Source organism: Aliiroseovarius sp. D2-2, from assembly GCF_055809455.1.
Window position 1 is genome coordinate 2,852,662 of sequence record NZ_CM147913.1, and the last position, 16,907, is coordinate 2,869,568.

At 56.4% G+C, this 16,907-nt stretch carries 17 protein-coding genes and 1 pseudogene; 10 read left to right on the top strand and 8 right to left on the bottom strand.

The genetic code is table 11. The features are described from left to right. The first annotated feature begins 262 nt into the window (after positions 1-262). From sdhC to AC0L6A_RS14025, 6 genes and pseudogenes are all read left to right on the top strand, one after another. Entirely contained in the window at positions 263-646 is a 384-nt protein-coding gene (gene sdhC / locus AC0L6A_RS14000; protein ID WP_473290902.1) for a succinate dehydrogenase, cytochrome b556 subunit, read from the top strand. Between the two features lie 11 nt (positions 647-657). Next, entirely contained in the window at positions 658-1,029 is a 372-nt protein-coding gene (gene sdhD, locus AC0L6A_RS14005) for a succinate dehydrogenase, hydrophobic membrane anchor protein (protein WP_246928491.1), read from the top strand. Between the two features lie 18 nt (positions 1,030-1,047). Further along, positions 1,048-2,853, top strand: coding sequence for a succinate dehydrogenase flavoprotein subunit (sdhA, locus tag AC0L6A_RS14010; RefSeq protein ID WP_473290903.1), 1,806 nt, complete (start codon positions 1,048-1,050; stop codon positions 2,851-2,853). 12 nt (positions 2,854-2,865) lie between these two features. Beyond that, positions 2,866-3,641: pseudogene (locus AC0L6A_RS14015) on the top strand (succinate dehydrogenase iron-sulfur subunit). After that, positions 3,641-4,354, top strand: coding sequence for a ZIP family metal transporter (locus AC0L6A_RS14020; RefSeq protein ID WP_473290905.1), 714 nt, complete (start codon positions 3,641-3,643; stop codon positions 4,352-4,354). Before AC0L6A_RS14015 ends, AC0L6A_RS14020 begins: the two are co-directional and overlap by 1 nt. Beyond that, positions 4,351-4,782 (top strand): hypothetical protein, encoded by a 432-nt coding sequence (locus AC0L6A_RS14025; RefSeq protein WP_473290906.1) that lies wholly within the window; start codon positions 4,351-4,353, stop codon positions 4,780-4,782. Before AC0L6A_RS14020 ends, AC0L6A_RS14025 begins: the two co-directional genes overlap by 4 nt. On the opposite strand, the gene panC is transcribed toward AC0L6A_RS14025, so the two are convergent. Continuing rightward, on the bottom strand, positions 4,783-5,619 hold the full coding sequence (gene panC / locus AC0L6A_RS14030) for a pantoate--beta-alanine ligase (RefSeq protein WP_473290908.1): 837 nt from the start codon (positions 5,617-5,619) through the stop codon (positions 4,783-4,785). Continuing rightward, positions 5,616-6,443, bottom strand: a complete 828-nt coding sequence (gene panB, locus AC0L6A_RS14035; protein ID WP_473290909.1) for a 3-methyl-2-oxobutanoate hydroxymethyltransferase — start codon at positions 6,441-6,443, stop codon at positions 5,616-5,618. The genes panC and panB overlap by 4 nt, the downstream gene beginning before the upstream one ends. A gap of 154 nt (positions 6,444-6,597) precedes the next feature. Here panB and AC0L6A_RS14040 point away from each other — a divergent pair, with 154 nt between their 5' ends. Both AC0L6A_RS14040 and AC0L6A_RS14045 read left to right on the top strand, forming a co-directional pair. Further along, positions 6,598-8,067 carry an ABC transporter substrate-binding protein gene (locus AC0L6A_RS14040; protein ID WP_473290911.1) on the top strand — a complete coding sequence of 490 codons (1,470 nt, stop codon included), beginning with the start codon at positions 6,598-6,600 and terminating at the stop codon, positions 8,065-8,067. Between the two features lie 328 nt (positions 8,068-8,395). Further along, a complete protein-coding gene (locus tag AC0L6A_RS14045) occupies positions 8,396-8,842 on the top strand; it encodes a hypothetical protein (protein ID WP_473290912.1) in 447 nt (148 codons plus the stop codon). Here the strand turns inward: AC0L6A_RS14045 and AC0L6A_RS14050 are convergent, their stop codons facing one another. The 3 genes from AC0L6A_RS14050 to AC0L6A_RS14060 form a co-directional block, all read right to left on the bottom strand. Then, on the bottom strand, positions 8,843-9,751 hold the full coding sequence (locus AC0L6A_RS14050; protein WP_473290914.1) for a DMT family transporter: 909 nt from the start codon (positions 9,749-9,751) through the stop codon (positions 8,843-8,845). A gap of 92 nt (positions 9,752-9,843) precedes the next feature. Further along, positions 9,844-10,584 carry a YebC/PmpR family DNA-binding transcriptional regulator gene (locus AC0L6A_RS14055; RefSeq protein ID WP_473290916.1) on the bottom strand — a complete coding sequence of 247 codons (741 nt, stop codon included), beginning with the start codon at positions 10,582-10,584 and terminating at the stop codon, positions 9,844-9,846. 110 nt (positions 10,585-10,694) lie between these two features. After that, a complete protein-coding gene (locus AC0L6A_RS14060; RefSeq protein ID WP_473290917.1) occupies positions 10,695-11,147 on the bottom strand; it encodes an Lrp/AsnC family transcriptional regulator in 453 nt (150 codons plus the stop codon). 72 nt (positions 11,148-11,219) lie between these two features. Here AC0L6A_RS14060 and AC0L6A_RS14065 point away from each other — a divergent pair, with 72 nt between their 5' ends. Beyond that, entirely contained in the window at positions 11,220-11,813 is a 594-nt protein-coding gene (locus tag AC0L6A_RS14065; RefSeq protein ID WP_473290918.1) for a LysE family translocator, read from the top strand. A 31-nt stretch (positions 11,814-11,844) separates the two neighbouring features. Continuing rightward, positions 11,845-13,626: an SLC13 family permease gene (locus AC0L6A_RS14070; protein WP_473290920.1), complete on the top strand. Its 1,782-nt coding sequence runs from the start codon at positions 11,845-11,847 to the stop codon at positions 13,624-13,626. Here the strand turns inward: AC0L6A_RS14070 and AC0L6A_RS14075 are convergent, their stop codons facing one another. The 3 genes from AC0L6A_RS14075 to AC0L6A_RS14085 all read right to left on the bottom strand — a co-directional run bounded on the left by AC0L6A_RS14075 (position 13,627) and on the right by AC0L6A_RS14085 (position 16,880). After that, on the bottom strand, positions 13,627-14,184 hold the full coding sequence (locus tag AC0L6A_RS14075; protein ID WP_473290921.1) for a hypothetical protein: 558 nt from the start codon (positions 14,182-14,184) through the stop codon (positions 13,627-13,629). Then, positions 14,181-15,959, bottom strand: a complete 1,779-nt coding sequence (locus tag AC0L6A_RS14080; RefSeq protein ID WP_473290922.1) for an SLC13 family permease — start codon at positions 15,957-15,959, stop codon at positions 14,181-14,183. The genes AC0L6A_RS14075 and AC0L6A_RS14080 overlap by 4 nt, the downstream gene beginning before the upstream one ends. 96 nt (positions 15,960-16,055) lie before the next feature. Next, entirely contained in the window at positions 16,056-16,880 is an 825-nt protein-coding gene (locus AC0L6A_RS14085; protein WP_473290924.1) for a TIGR00282 family metallophosphoesterase, read from the bottom strand. Positions 16,881-16,907: the final 27 nt, after the last annotated feature.

The window sequence follows — 16,907 nt, forward strand, 5'->3', positions numbered from 1 at the left end:
CCCTCGTTTGTTCGATATCCATTCTTTCCTGCTGGGATTGCCGTTAACCAACTCCACAATCAGGACTAATCTCCGACAATTTCACTCGGAGTATCATCGCGACCGGATTGTGATCACATTTCTAAATTGCGTGATCACAACGTGCCGTTTTCGTCTCTGTTAGCGCAAAATTCATCATAAATGCTGCGGAACTCGCGTGACTCTTGGTCGCAAAGGGCGCTATTCCTGTCGTTAAAGTCGAAATAGACAGAAGGAGGCCGCCATGGCCGACGTGAACAGAGGCAACCGCCCTCTTTCCCCGCATCTGCAAGTATACCGCCCGCAGCTGACCTCCATCACCTCGATCTTTGCACGGATCACTGGTGTGGCTCTGCTTGGTGCTGCGGTATTGGTCGTTTGGTGGTTCTTTGCCGCCGCGATGGGTGCTGGTTACTATGATATCGTGAACGGTCTGATGACCTCGTTCATCGGGGACATTGTCATGTTCCTGGCGCTTTGGGCGCTTTGCTATCACGCACTGTCCGGCCTTCGTCACTTAGTTTGGGACATCGGCCTAGGACTTGAAGTTGAAACGGCTGAGAAGATGGGCCTTGGGGTCATCTTCGGGTCCGTCATTCTGGCGATCCTTGTCGCCGTGATCGTGTAAGGGAGACAAACATGAGCTATCTTACCGACCGCAAACGCGCCGTAGGCAAAGGGTCCGCCGGATCCGGCACCGCGCATTTCTGGGGCCAAGCTATTTCGGCTGTTGGCCTTCTGATTCTGATGCCGCTGTTCGCGCTGACCTTTGGCCACGCGCTTGGCATGCCGTATGACGAGGCTATCGCCTATTACCAACGCCCCTTCCCCGCCATCATTGCCGCCATGACTCTTGTGACCGCCATGGTTCACTTCCGTCACGGCATTCAGGTGGTGATCGAGGACTACTCGCGCGGTGTGACGAAGAAGGTCCTTGTGATCGTCTGCACAGCGCTGGCTTACACAATTTTGGCAATCGGCCTGTATGGCCTTGCCCGCATCGCCTTTTAAGACCGGAGAGCAACCCAAATGGCAGCTTACGAATACGAAACACACGAATATGACGTGGTCGTGGTCGGTGCCGGTGGCGCCGGTCTTCGGGCCACGCTTGGCATGGCCGAACAAGGTCTGCGCACCGCTTGTGTGACCAAAGTCTTCCCGACACGCTCGCACACCGTGGCCGCGCAGGGCGGCATCGCCGCGTCCCTGTCCAACATGGGCCCGGATAACTGGCAGTGGCACATGTACGACACCGTAAAGGGCTCGGATTGGCTGGGCGACACGGATGCAATGGAATACCTTGCACGTGAAGCCCCCAAAGCGGTTTACGAGCTGGAGCACTACGGCGTTCCATTCTCGCGCACCGAAGAGGGCAAGATTTATCAGCGCCCGTTTGGTGGCCACACCACTGAATTTGGTGAAGGCCCTGCCGTGCAGCGGACCTGCGCTGCCGCTGACCGGACCGGTCACGCGATCCTGCACACGCTGTATGGCCAGTCGCTGAAGAATAACGCTGAGTTTTATGTCGAGTACTTCGCCATTGACCTGATCATGTCAGAAGATGGCGAGTGTCAGGGTGTTGTTTGCTGGAAGCTTGATGATGGTACCATGCACGTCTTCAACGCCAAGATGGTCGTTCTGGCCACTGGCGGTTACGGACGCGCTTTCTTCTCGGCCACCTCGGCCCACACCTGCACCGGCGACGGTGGCGGCATGGTGGCGCGCGCAGGTCTGGCTTTGCAAGATATGGAGTTCGTTCAGTTCCACCCGACCGGCATTTACGGTTCGGGCTGCTTGATCACCGAAGGTGCACGCGGCGAAGGTGGCTATCTGGTGAACAGCGAAGGCGAACGGTTTATGGAGCGCTACGCGCCCCAGTATAAAGACCTTGCGCCACGCGATTATGTTTCCCGGTCCATGACCATGGAAATCCGCGAAGGGCGCGGTGTGGGCGCAGAGGGTGATCACATCTTCCTGCATCTAGACCACCTGCCCCCCGAAGCCTTGGCCGAGCGTCTGCCCGGCATCTCGGAAAGCGCCAAAATCTTTGCAGGTGTTGATGTGAACAAGGAACCGATCCCGGTTCTGCCGACCGTTCACTATAATATGGGCGGCATTCCCACGAACTATTGGGGTGAAGTGCTGAACCCGACCGCGAAAGACCCAACCGCTGTCGTGCCTGGCCTGATGGCCGTTGGTGAAGCGGGCTGTGCGTCTGTGCACGGTGCGAACCGTCTTGGCTCCAACTCGCTTATTGACCTTGTGGTCTTTGGCCGCGCCGCCGCGATCCGCGCCGGTAAGGTTGTGGACGCAGACAGCGCCAACCCAGTGCTGAACCAGCCTTCGGTTGATGCTGCCTTTGATCGTTTCGACGGTCTGCGCAACGCGAAGGGCACTGTGCCCACCGCCGAGCTTCGTCTTGAGATGCAGAAGACCATGCAGGCTGACGCCGCCGTTTTCCGTACCGCCAAGACCATGAAAGAAGGCGTCGAGAAGATGACCGCTGTCGCCGCCAAGATGGACGACCTGGCCGTCACCGATCGTTCGCTGGTCTGGAACTCGGACCTGATGGAGACGCTGGAATTGGCAAACCTGATGCCGAACGCTCTGGCAACCATTCACGGTGCAGAAGCACGCGAAGAAAGCCGCGGCGCGCACGCGCACGAGGACTTCCCGGATCGTGACGACAAGAAGTGGCGTGTTCACACCGTCAGCCGCGTTGATGGCAACAAGGTTGACCTGACATATCGTCCGGTCATCACTGACCCGCTGTCGACCGAGGCCGAAGGCGGTATCAACCTCAAGAAAATCGCGCCCAAAGCGCGGACGTTCTAAGGAGAAGAGAAGATGGTACAATTCAAACTCCCCAAGAACTCAACCGTCCGCGTTGGTAAAACATGGCCGAAGCCCGAGGGTTCGAACGTCCGCAAGTTCCAGATCTATCGCTGGAACCCGGATGACGGTGAAAACCCGCGGGTCGACACCTATTTTCTGGATATGGACGCCTGCGGGCCGATGGTTCTGGACGCGCTGATCAAGATCAAGAACGAGGTTGATCCGACCCTGACCTTCCGCCGTTCGTGCCGTGAAGGCATCTGTGGCTCTTGTGCGATGAATATCGACGGGATCAACACTCTGGCCTGTATTTACGGGATGGACGAGATCAAGGGCGACGTGAAGATCTATCCGCTGCCGCACATGCCGGTTGTGAAAGATCTGATCCCTGATCTGACACATTTCTACGCTCAGCATGCATCCATCATGCCGTGGCTTGAGACCAAGACCAACCGCCCCGCGAAAGAGTGGAAGCAGTCGATTGAGGATCGCAAGAAACTCGACGGTCTTTATGAATGCGTGATGTGCGCCAGCTGCTCGACATCCTGCCCGAGCTACTGGTGGAATGGCGACAAATACCTTGGGCCAGCCGCTCTGCTGCACGCCTATCGCTGGATCATCGACAGCCGCGACGAAGCCACTGGCGAGCGTCTTGACGAGCTGGAAGATCCTTCAAGCTTTACCGTTGCCACACGATCATGAACTGCTCGAAGACCTGCCCGAAAGGCCTTAACCCGGCCAAGGCGATTGCTTCGATCAAGAAAATGATGGTCGAACGTCACCTGTGATGCAGGGCCTTAGCGATGCAATCTTATTGGCCGCCCTTGCCGGGGCGGCCATTCCTTTTGGGGCTTGGCTTGCGCGGTTTGATGGCCTGTTTCCCGGAAAGCTTCGTGATCAGGCCAATCATTGGATCATGGCGTTTGGCGCTGGCGCGCTTTTGTCGGCCGTTGCACTTGTTCTTATCCCTGAAGGGCTCGATCGTGTTTCCGGCTTGCCTGCACTTGCACCCTTACTATTGGGTGCACTTGCTGCGCTGATCGTCGACATCGCCATGTCACGCACGGGCGGTTCACGTGCGCAATTCATGGCCATGTTGATGGACTTCATCCCCGAAACCATTGCACTGGGGGCGGTGATAACGGCCGAACCTAAACTTGCCGTACTGCTGGCTGCCCTAATCGGCGCACAAAACCTACCCGAAGGTTTCAACGCAGACAGAGAGCTGGAAGCAGGTAGCCAAATGCCACGCGGCAAGCGACTGGCCCTGTTCGCGTTGCTTGTTCCAATGGGTCCGATTGCTGCAATGATCGGCATGACGATGCTTTCAGCCGCCCCGGTGATCCTTGGCTGGCTGATGCTCTTCTCGGCCGGCGGCATCTTGTATTTGATGTTTCAGGACATCGCACCTGAACTTCCAATCGAGCGTAACTGGACACCCCCGTTGGGCGCTATTCTGGGCTTTGCGCTGGGGCTGGCAGGACATATCCTGACGACATGACAGGCTATTCCGGCACTCCACTTGAAAAGAAACTTGGCCTTAAGGACGGGCAACGCGTTGCTTGGGTAAATCGTCCTGCCGCACAAGATTACCTTACAACCAGCCGCGCGTTCATTGCCGTGGACGATACAACGCCCGAAGGTCTTATGGGTCCATATGACGTGATCCACATGTTCACCGATGATCGCGCAACTTTCGAAGCCGCCCTGCCCCAGCTGCTTTCAGCGCTCGACAAGGATGGCATGATCTGGATGTCTTGGCCCAAGAAAGCATCCAAGGTGCCCACGGACATGGCCGAGGACGCCATACGTGACACAGCCCTGAAAACCACTTTGGTTGATGTGAAGGTCTGTGCGGTGGACGCGGTCTGGTCCGGACTAAAGCTGGTGATCCGCAAAGAACATCGTGCCGATCACGGGCAGCGCTGACTAAACCTCGATATTATCAATCAGGCGGACTTCACCCAACATTGCGGCGGCCAACAGCCTAGCGGGACGTTTCAAATCCGAAACGGGGGCCAAAGTCTCGGCGTCGCGCAGTTCCAGATACTCGACCTTCTGATAGCCCGCGTTTTCGATCTGGGCCACTGCACTGTCCAAAACAACACGCACCTCAGCGCCGCGCTGAATGGCCTTTGCCGCCTTGCGCATCGCATTGATCATCACGGGCGCGATTTTGCGTTCCTTTGGACTGAGATGCACATTGCGCGATGACATCGCCAACCCATCGTCTTCACGGATCGTGGGGCAGCCGATCACTTCGGTCTCGATGTCCAAATCTTCGGACAAGCGACGCACCAACAACATCTGCTGATAGTCTTTCTGACCAAAGCAGGCCACATCCGCGCGTGACTGCAAAAACAGTTTTGAGACCACAGTTGCGACACCATCGAAATGGCCGGGACGATGAGCGCCTTCCAGATCTTCGGTCAGGCCCGACACACGAACATTGGTCGCAAAGCCTTCGGGGTAAATCTGATCAGGCGTGGGCGCATACAGCGCATCCACGCCATAGGGCGCCAGCTTTTCTGCATCGTCTTCTTCGGTTCGGGGGTAGTTATCCAAGTCGCCCGGATTGTTGAACTGTTTTGGGTTCACGAAGATCGTGACGATAACACGGTCAGCGTGCTTCTTTGCCTCTTCCACCAAAGACAGATGGCCGGCATGCAGAGCGCCCATCGTGGGCACGACGGCCACGCGCTCTCCTTTGAAAATCCAGCTGCGGCGCAGGGTGCGCAACTCGTCCTTGGAACGGATGATCTTCATTTCTTTTTGACCTCATCTGCAAAGACGTGCTCAGGCGCCGGGAAGCTGCGGTTTCGCACTTCTTCCGCGTATTCAGCAATGGCTTTTTCGCCATCCTCGGCCAAGGTTGCGTATCGCTTGGCGAATTTCGGTTTGAATGCTGTAAACAAGCCCAGCATGTCATCCACAACCAGCACTTGCCCGTCACATTGTGCAGAGGCGCCGATGCCGATGGTAGGGATCGAAACTGCTTCGGTAATTTCGTTCGCAAGGCTTTCAGGAACTTTCTCAAGCACGACCGAAAAGGCTCCTGCCTCCTCCACGGCTTTCGCATCTCCCATTACACGGTCGCGGTCTTCACCACGACCCTGAACTTTGTAGCCACCAAGTGTGTTAATCGCCTGCGGCGTCAAACCCACATGGGCCATGACAGGGATCGAGCGACTTGTCAGGAAGCGGATGGTTTCCGCCATAGAGACACCGCCCTCAAGCTTAACAGCCGCAGCCCCTGTTTCGCGCATCAAACGGGCCGCATTGCGAAAGGCTTGCTCTGGGCTTTCTTCGTAGGACCCGAAAGGCATGTCCACGATCATCATCGATTGCTTAAGACCGCGCTTAACAGCAGCACCATGCAGACACATCATGTCCATTGTCACGCCCAGCGTATCAGGCAGGCCATGCACAACCATGCCAACGCTGTCGCCCACAAGAACCATGTCACAATGGGCGTCCATCATCTGGGCGGTGGGCGTCGCATAGGCAGTCAGCACCACCAGCGGCGTGCCCCCTTTGCGACTACGAATATCCGACGGCGTCGGTGCTGTTACTTTGGCCGAGGCGCTCATGGTTTCCCCTCCCTGATCCACTTCGCTTCTCGCCAATATAATGCTGCGACGCAGAAAATCAAAGGGGAGATAACGAAACGTTCTTTCCTTGCCTTAAGGGAATTTCCCGCGTTTCATGGGGCATATCCCGCGAAACGGGAAGAGGAGGACCCCGATGACCAACCTTAAACTTACTGCATGCGCTTGGGCGTTGATGGCAACCACCGCGCTGGCTGGAAATGATGCGATCACGCTGGGAATGGTGCTTGAGCCGCCAAACCTTGATCCAACCGCAGGGGCCGCTGCGGCCATCGACGAAGTTGTCTATGCAAATATCTACGAGGGTCTGACACGGTTCGGCCCTGATGGCGCGGTGCTGCCCGCTTTGGCAAGCAGTTGGGACGTCAGCGAGGACGGGTTGTCCTACACGTTCACGCTTCGTGAAGGTGTGACCTTCCACGATGGATCAGCCTTTGATGCAGAGGACGTGGTGTTCTCGATCGATCGTGCGCGGGCTGAGGGCTCGACCAATGCCCAGAAAGCGCTGTTCAAGGACATCGAAAGTGTAACGGCCGTTAGCCCGACATCGGTGCAGGTGAAGCTAACCGCACCCAACGGCAACTTCCCTTTCAATATGGCTTGGGGCGATGCGATTATCGTAGCACCTGAAAGCATCGAAAACGCAGCGACAAATCCTGTTGGAACAGGCCCCTTTAGCTTCGTTGAATGGGCCAAAGGCGACCACGTGACGATCACTCGCAACGACGCCTATTGGGGCGACGCGCCTGCGCTGGCGAACGCGACGTTCAAGTTCATCTCGGACCCGAACGCGGCATTTGCTGCCATGATGGCGGGTGACGTGGACGCCTTCCCGAACTTCCCCGCACCAGAAACTCTGGGCCAGTTTGAAGCCGATCCGCGCTTTAACGTGATCGTCGGCTCGACCGAGGGCGAGACAATTCTATCCACCAACAACAAATCCGGGCCTCTGTCGGATGTGCGCGTGCGTAAGGCGATTGCCCACGCGATCAACCGCCAGGACATCATTGACGGTGCTATGCATGGCTATGGCACGCCCATTGGCACCCATTTTGCGCCGCATAACCCGGACTATGTTGACCTGACCGGCAATTCGGCCTTTGACCCCGAAATGTCAAAAACCCTGCTGGCCGAGGCCGGGGCGGCCGATCTGACCTTGCGCCTTATGCTGCCACCGCCAGCCTATGCCCGTCGCGGAGGCGAGATCATTGCCGCCCAACTGCGCGAGGTTGGGATCAAAACCGAGATTTCGAACCTCGAATGGGCGCAGTGGATTGAACAGGTGTTCAAAGGCATGGATTTCGACCTGACCATCGTCAGTCATACGGAACCCGCGGACATCAATATCTATGCCCGTCCGGAATACTATTTCCAGTATGACAACGCAGATTTCCAAGCGTTGATCGAGAAGCTGTCGGTCACATCAGACCCCGCCATGCGGTCGGACCTGAACAAACAGGCCCAACAGATCATCGCGGATGACTATGTGAACGGATACCTGTTCCAGCTGGCGAAAACCGGTGTGGCGAATGCCAAGATCAACGGGTTGTGGGAAAACGCGCCCACACAGGCGAATGATTTGACTGGGGTAAGCTGGTCTGAGTGATTTTGATGGGCGGCGGCTACATTGCCGCCGTCCTTTCCCGATGCGCTTTGAGAGGTGTGTTTTGAAGACACTACGACTAATTACTTTTTCGATTACTGTCATTTGGATTCTACAAGCATGCCAAACAACTCACCAGCCAACCGAACGAGATCGAGTTCTCGAGATCAAAGGTGAGCGAATTCTGCAAAAGTGTGCGCAAACTAGTTGCACTACACTTCACTTAGCCAATGCAAAGCTTGAGAATTACGCAGACATTGTTGAGCTTGAGCATGTTAATTCGATCATACTCCCCAACGTCAGGTCTCACGAGATCGGCGCGTTGGCGCCAATGACTTGGCTCAAACATCTCAAATTTGGCACTGCAAAACTGGGAAAGCTACCAAATCTTTCCTCACATACATCCCTGAAACATTTGCACTTGTCGGGGCTGCAGAATCCAGACCTCACACCTATCGGTCAGCTAACTCAATTAGAGGTTCTAATACTTGTCGCCGAAACATCCATCGAACTTCAAGGAATCGTTTCTCTTCCAAAACTGAAGGAGTTGCAAATCTATGGCTTAAACAAACAAAACCTAACCCCTCTACGCGGCCAACCGACGATAGAGGTTTTAGAGTTTGGGATTCCTCAACCGTTAGACTACGCGTCACTGTTAATGATGCCTAACCTGAGAGAACTCAATATCGAAGCACAGTGGGAAGAATCCGAGCACTACAAACAGATACTGACCCTAAGAGCCAAGGGTGTCGAAGTGCGCGAATGGATACACGACTAATCACCCCTTCGGCTCGTTCGGGTTCGGCGTCACGCGGCGTTTCAGAATAGTCTCGCGCCACGTAATATAAGTGACTGCCGCCATGATCACACCCGCGCCGACCACCACCCAGAAATCCACCGGTTCTGCGAAGAAAATCGCGCCGGTGGCAGCTGCCCAGATGATTTGCACAAAGGTCACAGGCTGAGTGACCGATACAGGCGCCTCGGCAAAGGCGCGCGACATGGAATAGTGGCCAGCGGTGGCAAAAAACGCCACGACAGCCAGCCACGCCATCTGAACCAAGGTGGGTGGCACCCAAACCATGTAGGCTGCTGGCACCAGCCCGATCGTCACGGTTAGCGACATCATGGCCACCACCACACCCGCAGTCGCATCTTGCGCCAACCGTTTGGCGATCAAATAGGAAACCCCCAAAAAGATCGCTGTGAACACCATCGAGATATGACCGCCCCCAAGCTCGCGCAGTCCCGGTCGCAGGATGATCAGCACGCCAAGGAAGGCCGCAGCAACAGCCAGCATCCTCCGGGTCGAAAAGCTTTCACCCAAAAACACAGCCGCGCCCAGCATGACGTAGATCGGGGTCAGATAGTTCATCGCCACGACCTCGGCCACGGTGATTTGGGTCATGGCGTAAAACCAGCACAGCACCGCGCCCGTGTGGACCACCCCGCGTAGCACAAACAGTTGCCACACCCGTTTGGGGAATTTGATCTTGGTCAGTTGCCCGATGGCAGGAAGCACAAAAACAAGCCCGAAAACATACCGAAGAAATGCGGCTTGGGATGAGGGCAGTTCTTGCCCCACATATTTCACCAGCGCATTCATCAACACAAAAAACAGACCTGCCGCCAGCATCCACAAGATGCCGTGCATAGGCCGTTGATCAGAGGAGGCGTTTGCGGTCATCCGGCGACATGACACTGGATAGCCGGCGAAAACAAGAGACCCCGGCGCGTTTCCACGGACCGGGGTCTTTCTTTTATCAGATGGGATGTTGCTTAAAGCTGCTCCATCACCTCGTCCGAAGCTTCAAAGTTTGTTGTGACGCGCTGCACGTCATCATCATCCTCAAGCGCATCCACAAGCTTCATCAGCTTTTGCATGTTCTCAAGGTCCAGCTCGGTTGTGATGTTCGGCTGCCAAATCAGCTTGGTCGAATCCGACTCACCAAGGGCGGTTTCCAACGCGGTCGAGACCTCGTTCAAATCGGTATCCGCGCAAACAATACGGTGGCCGCCTTCGTCGGTTTCGCAATCTTCTGCACCAGCTTCGATCGCGGCGTCCATCACGGTGTCTGCATCGCCTGCCTCAGTGGAATAGATCACCTCGCCCTTGCGATCGAACATGAAACCAACCGATCCGGTTTCACCCAGATTGCCGCCATTCTTCGTAAAGGTCGACCGAACGGTCGATGCGGTCCGGTTTTTATTGTCGGTCATCGCCTCGACGATGATAGCCACACCGTTCGGGCCGTAGCCTTCATACCGGATCTCATCATAGTTCTCGGCGTCGCCACCTTGGGACTTCTTAATCGCGCGTTCGATCACATCCTTGGGGACTGACTGCGATTTGGCTTCTTTCACGGCCAGACGCAAACGCGGGTTCTTGTCGGGATCGGGGTCGCCCATTTTGGCGGCCACAGTGATCTCTTTGGCGAGTTTCGAAAACAGTTTCGAGCGCAGTTTATCCTGACGACCTTTGCGGTGTTGGATGTTTGCCCATTTTGAGTGGCCAGCCATGGCGACCTCCGACTAATTCATTCGTTCGGGGATCAATAGCCCAAGCGGCCAACAAGGGGCAAGGGGCCATGCTGGATTGGTTGGGTTCAGAATGCTTCGCACCGAATAATTCAGGCGCGATCATCCTTTGGTGACCCCATCACCACATGGGTCACAATCTGATGTACCTGCGGCAATGTCCCCAGCTTATCGGTGTGGAAACGTTTATATGCGATCAGGTCTGCAGCCTCGACCCGCAGAAGATATTCCACGGTGCCGGTGATGTTGTGGCACTCGCGCACCTCATCATAAAGCGCCACAGCCCGTTCGAACCCTTCCTGCGCGGCTTTGGTGTGGTCATTCAGCCCTACGGTCACATAGGCCACGAAACCCACCCCCATCGCCATTGGATCAAGCACAGCCCGATAGCCCGCGATCACGCCCAGCCGCTGAAGTTCCTGCACCCGGCGCAGACAGGCCGAGGGGGACAACCCCACCCGATCTGCCAATTCCGTATTGGGCAGACGACCATCCGCTGACAGCTCGCGCAATATTTGCTGATCTATTTTGTCTTTTATCTTCATAGATTGCAGAATAACCCTGAATTCGCGCAAGTTTGCAATCCCAAAGCGCCACCCTACTGCAATAATCCCCTCATGTCTTATGATCTTCTTCTTGCGCTTGTCGCTTTCGCTTTTGTTTCGTCCATCACGCCGGGGCCAAACAACCTGATGCTTATGGCCTCAGGCGCGAACTTTGGGTTCAAACGCACGATCCCACATATGTTGGGCGTCGCCGGGGGATTTATATTCATGGTGGTTCTGGTCGGTGCCGGGCTTATGCAGCTCTTTGACCTATACCCGATCAGCTACACGATCCTGAAAACCGGAAGCGTGATCTATTTGCTGTGGCTGGCATGGAAAATTGCGCGCGCAAGTGAACCCGGAACAGGCAAGGCTGGCGGGACACCGATGACGTTTTTGCAGGCGGCGGCTTTTCAATGGGTGAACCCCAAAGCGTGGGCGATGGCCCTGACTGCGATCAGCGTCTATGCACCAACGCGCGACATGGGCGCGGTGGTTTTGGTGGCGGTGATCTTTGGTGCCGTGAACCTTCCATCCGTCTCTACCTGGACCGTACTGGGTCAGAAAATCCGCGTGATCCTTACGAACCCAACGCGGCTTAAAGCCTTCAATGTCACCATGGCCCTGCTGCTGATTGCCACGCTTTTCCCCGTAATCTACGGGTGACGCGCCCTGCCCTTCGCGGTAAGCCTTGGGCATGACAACAGATCAAATCATTCTCTTTTCGCTTTTCGGTGCGGTATTCGGCCTGCTTTTGTGGGGTCGCTTTCGCTATGATATTGTAGCCTTTTCCGCCCTCATGGTGGGGGTGGTGCTGGGTGTTGTGCCCACGAAAGAGGCGTTTTCCGGCTTCGGGCATCCAGCCACGTTGGTCGTGGCGCTGGTACTGGTTGTCTCTGCCGGGCTGGTCCGCTCGGGCGCCGTGTTTCTGATCACCCGAACCTTGGTCGACGCGTCGCGATCGCTTGGGTCGCATATCGCGCTGATGGGGGCCATTGGTGGCGTCTTGTCGGCCTTCATGAACAACGTGGCCGCGCTGGCATTGTTGATGCCCGTAGACATTCAAACCGCCCGCAAGGCGGCGCGCCCTGTGGGGTTAAGCCTGATGCCTTTGTCCTTTGCCACCATCCTTGGCGGCATGGTCACGCTGATCGGCACGCCCCCCAACATCATCATTGCGTCCATCCGCGAAGATGCTTTGGGTGAACCTTTTAAGATGTTTGATTTTGCACCCGTCGGTGGTGTCACCGCGATTGCAGGATTGATCTTCGTCGCACTGATCGGCTGGCGTCTGATCCCGCAACCCCATGCAGACAAAAACGGGTCTAACCCTATGGAAGAGTTCGGCCATTATGTTGCTGAGCTGACCGTGCCCGAGGGATCAAAACACATCGGCAAGCGCGTGAAAGAACTGCTGGAAACAGCCGAGAAGAACGATGTCGCGATCCTTGGCCTCGTGCGCGATGGCAAGCGGCGATACGGCACCCAACGTGGCACCAAACTGGCTGAAGGCGACGCTTTGGTACTGGAGGCTACGCCTGAGGCGCTGGATGAGTTTCGTACGGCAACCGGATTGGCCTTCGCCGAGGAAACCCGAGAAGAAAAACTGAAAGCCGAAGGCGATGGTCTTTCGAAAATCGAAGTGGTCGTTCCTGAGAATGCCCGTATTGCCGGCAAAACGGCGCAGGCCATTGGGCTGAATTGGCGTCGACGCTCGGTCCTAATGGGGATTTCGCGCGCGGGTAAGACGATCACCCAACAGGTACGCAAAACCGAGGTGCAACCGGGCGACATCCTTCTTTTGCTGGTGCCACAGGGCAATGAAGCGGACGTGACCGAATGGTTGGGCTGTTTGCCCCTGGCCGAACGCGGCTTGACCGTCACCCGCGACGAAAAGGTCTGGCTGGCCATTGGGCTTTTTGCAGCGGCCGTCGCTGCGGCAAGCATTGGGCTGGTGTATTTGCCCGTGGCCCTTGGGTTGGTCGTGGTCGGCTATGTCTTGGCCAAGATCGTGCCGCTGTCAGAGCTTTACACCCATATTGAATGGCCCGTCGTGGTGCTGCTGGGATCCATGATCCCGCTGGGCGCTGCGTTGGAAAGCTCTGGCGGGACCGAACTGATCGCAGGGGCCTTGGTTGAATGGACAGAAGGATTGCCCGCTTGGGCCGTGTTGACGGTGTTGATGGTGGTTACCATGACCTTGTCAGACGTTCTGAACAACACGGCGACCACCATCGTGGCGGCACCTGTGGGCATCCAGATGGCGCATGCCTTGGGCAAAGACCCCGACCCATTCCTGATGGCTGTGGCGATCGCTGCGTCCTGTGCGTTCCTGACGCCCATCGGTCATAAGAATAACACGTTGATCCTTGGCCCGGGTGGCTATCGCTTTGGTGATTACTGGCGCATGGGTTTGCCGCTCGAGATTTTGGTGGTTGCGGTCTCGATCCCGGCGATCTTGGTGTTCTGGCCGCTGTAATCAGCGCGCCGCAGTTGGTGTAAACGGATTGGGTGATGGGTGGTCTTGCTGCCACGCCACGCAATGTTCACACAAAAGATCACGCCAGTTTTCCTGCGTCAGCCCCGGCCAGTGTGGCTGTGCGCCATGACGTTCAACATCCCGAATGGCGTGCTTGAGAAGATAAAAACCCTTAAGCGCATCAACCTCGTGGTCAAACCACAGCCGTGACAGTTTCTTTAGCGCGGTGAAATCGTCCCCTTTTGCGGCAAGGATTTCAGCCACATGCAAACCGGCCAACCAAATGGCGCTTTCAGATTCATCTTTGGGACGCTGCAGCTTTAGGTTTGTTGTCGCCAGCGCGAGCAACTGATCAACCTCACCCCAATGCACGGGAGACGGCAAAGCTTCCAGCACATAGATCGCATCACTTTGGCGGGGCCAATCGGACATCCGATCCATCACTTGATCCGCCCAGACCTGCACCCGCCCGTCCAACTCCAGCCCAAGCCCCGCGCGGGCCAAAAGCTCGACTGTGGCCAGACGCAGCGCCTCAGAGACATCAGTATCAGGTGTCACAGCGGCCAGATGAAGGGGATCAGGATCGAGGCAAGGATGCCCACGGACAAGTTCAGCGGAACACCAACTTTCAAGAAGTCCGAGAATTTGTATCCGCCGGGTCCATAGACCAGCGTGTTTGTCTGATAGCCGATGGGCGTCGCAAAACTGGCCGAGGCTGCCACCATCACCGCAACAACCAAGGGGCGCGGATCAAGGCCCAGCGCATGTGCCAGCCCGATTGCGATAGGTGTCACCACAACAGCAACAGCGTTGTTCGACACAAGCTCGGTCAGGACAGATGTCAGCAGGTAGATGGCCCAGACGATTAAGAAGGGTGGAAGCTTGCCCAAAACTGGTGCGATGCCTTCCGCGATCAACGCAACCGCGCCCGAGCTTTCCAACGCCGCCCCGATGCCAAGCATCGAGAAGATAAGCACAAGCAATCGCCCATCAACGGCCCCAAAGGCCTCGTCCGCGTCGATACAGCGGGTCAAAAGAACAACCGCAACGGCCAAAAAGGCCAACAAGAAAATCGGCGCCACTCCAAAACCTGCCAAGGCCACCAATCCGAAAAGTGCAGCCACCGCGATCGGGGCGTGACCGCGTCGATACTCGCGATCCGAAGGGGCCGAAACATCGACCAGATCCATGTCTTGCGCCAACCGTTGGATGTCGGCCAGAGCGCCCTCCAAAAGCAGCGTATCGCCGACGCGCACAACCAATTCATCCAGTTGACGCCCGATATTTTGGTTCTTGCGATGCACCGCCAACGGATACACGCCATATCGGCGACGCAGACGCATCTTACCAAGCTGCTTGCCGACCATCTTACAGCCGGGCGAGATCAAGACCTCGACCGTGGTGGTTTCGACGGCAGACACCTGATCCACGCGCTTCAAGCTTTTGTCACGTTGCAGACTTAGAAGTTCCGTCATCGCTGTCCGAAGAACAACGCGGTCGCCAACTTGCAGCGTGACACCGGACATATCCCGTCGCAATGAAGCATCACCACGAATAACATCGACCAGTCGCACACCTTCACGTTTGAACAACTGAACGCCGCTTACTTCACGCCCGATCAAGTTTGATTCCGGTGGGACAACGGCCTCGGTGAAAAATTTCTTGCGGGATCTGTCGGTTAGAAGGGTCGCCATACTGTCGCGGTCGGGCAGGATCTTGGGGGCGATGAAGCGAAGATAGAACATACCCCAAGCCACCAAGGCAATGCCAAGCGGTGTGACTTCGAAGATTGTAAACGGTTCCAGCCCGCCTTCACGGGCGACGCCATCCACCAGAAGGTTGGTTGATGTCCCGATCAGGGTCAACGTGCCGCCCAGAATGGCGCCATAGCTTAGCGGGATCAGCAGCTTGGACGCCGATTTTCCAATCTTCTTCGCCAGTTGAATGAAAACCGGGATCATGACGACCACCACCGGCGTGTTCGATACCACCGCAGAGGACACCACGACAAAGCCCATAAGGGATGCCAAAGCCATCATCGGGTTATGTTCGGCCTTCTTCTCCGCAATCTGGGTGAACCATTGAAGCGCGCCGGTGCGCACCAAAGCGCCCATGACAATGAACATCGCAGCGATCGTCCAAGGGGCCGGATTGGAAAGCACTTCCAGCGCGCTTTCATAGTCGAGAATGCCCATGACCAGCATGATGGACACGCCACCAATGGCAACAACCTCGGTGGGGAAGCTTTCACGCAGGAAAAGGACAAACATCCCCCCTACGGTCAGAAGGGCAATCACCGCCTGAGTTGTGGCGCTGAACTCGAATAAACCCATGCACAGTCCCCGTTTAATCGCTTGATCTAGTTTTGCCTTGCGCGGGGGGTATGAGCAAGCGCGGTTTTGTCGCGTGCTGGATTTTGGTCGCGAGACTTAGCTTGCGTCCATTGGGGAACACGGTGTTAAACGCCCACCATTACGCACCATCTGAACACGTGTGGCCTTGCCCGTACGGTCATCTGTTTCGATATACAGGCCGGACAATGTGGCCTCCCCTTCGGCAGGGGTGAAACGCCCTTTGGCCATCCCGGTTACAAAACGGCGCATCGGTTCTTCTTTTTGCATGCCAATCACGCTGTTATAGTCCCCGCACATGCCCGCATCGGTCAGATAGGCCGTTCCTTTTGGAAGAATTTGCGCGTCCCCCGTGGGAACATGAGTATGGGTGCCAACAACCACGCTGGCACGTCCATCACACCAGTGTCCGACCGCCATTTTCTCGGACGTGGCTTCGCAGTGTATGTCTACCAAAGACGCCTGCACTGCGCCGCCAAGCGTGTGCCGCTTCAACACCAGATCGATCGCGGAAAACGGATCGTCGAAGGCGCGTTTCATAAAGACCTGTCCCAAGACCTGCGTCACAAGGATCTTGCGTCCGCGTGCATCCGCAAACACACGCGCGCCCACGCCGGGACAATCTTTGGCAAAATTCAGTGGACGGATGATACGCTTTTCCTGTTCGCAATAGGTCAGCATATCGCGCTGATCAAAGGCGTGATCCCCCAAAGTGATCACGTCCACGCCCGCGTCAAGAAACTCTTTGGCGTGGCTTGCGTTCAAACCATGCCCGCTGGTGGCGTTTTCACCATTGGCCACAACGAAATCGAGCTTCCAGTCTTCGCGAAGACCTTTCAGTCGCTCTGCAACTGCGCGCCGTCCGGCACGCCCCATGATATCACCAAGAAAGAGTATTTTCATGGCAGATAGCCCTATTGGCATGAACGC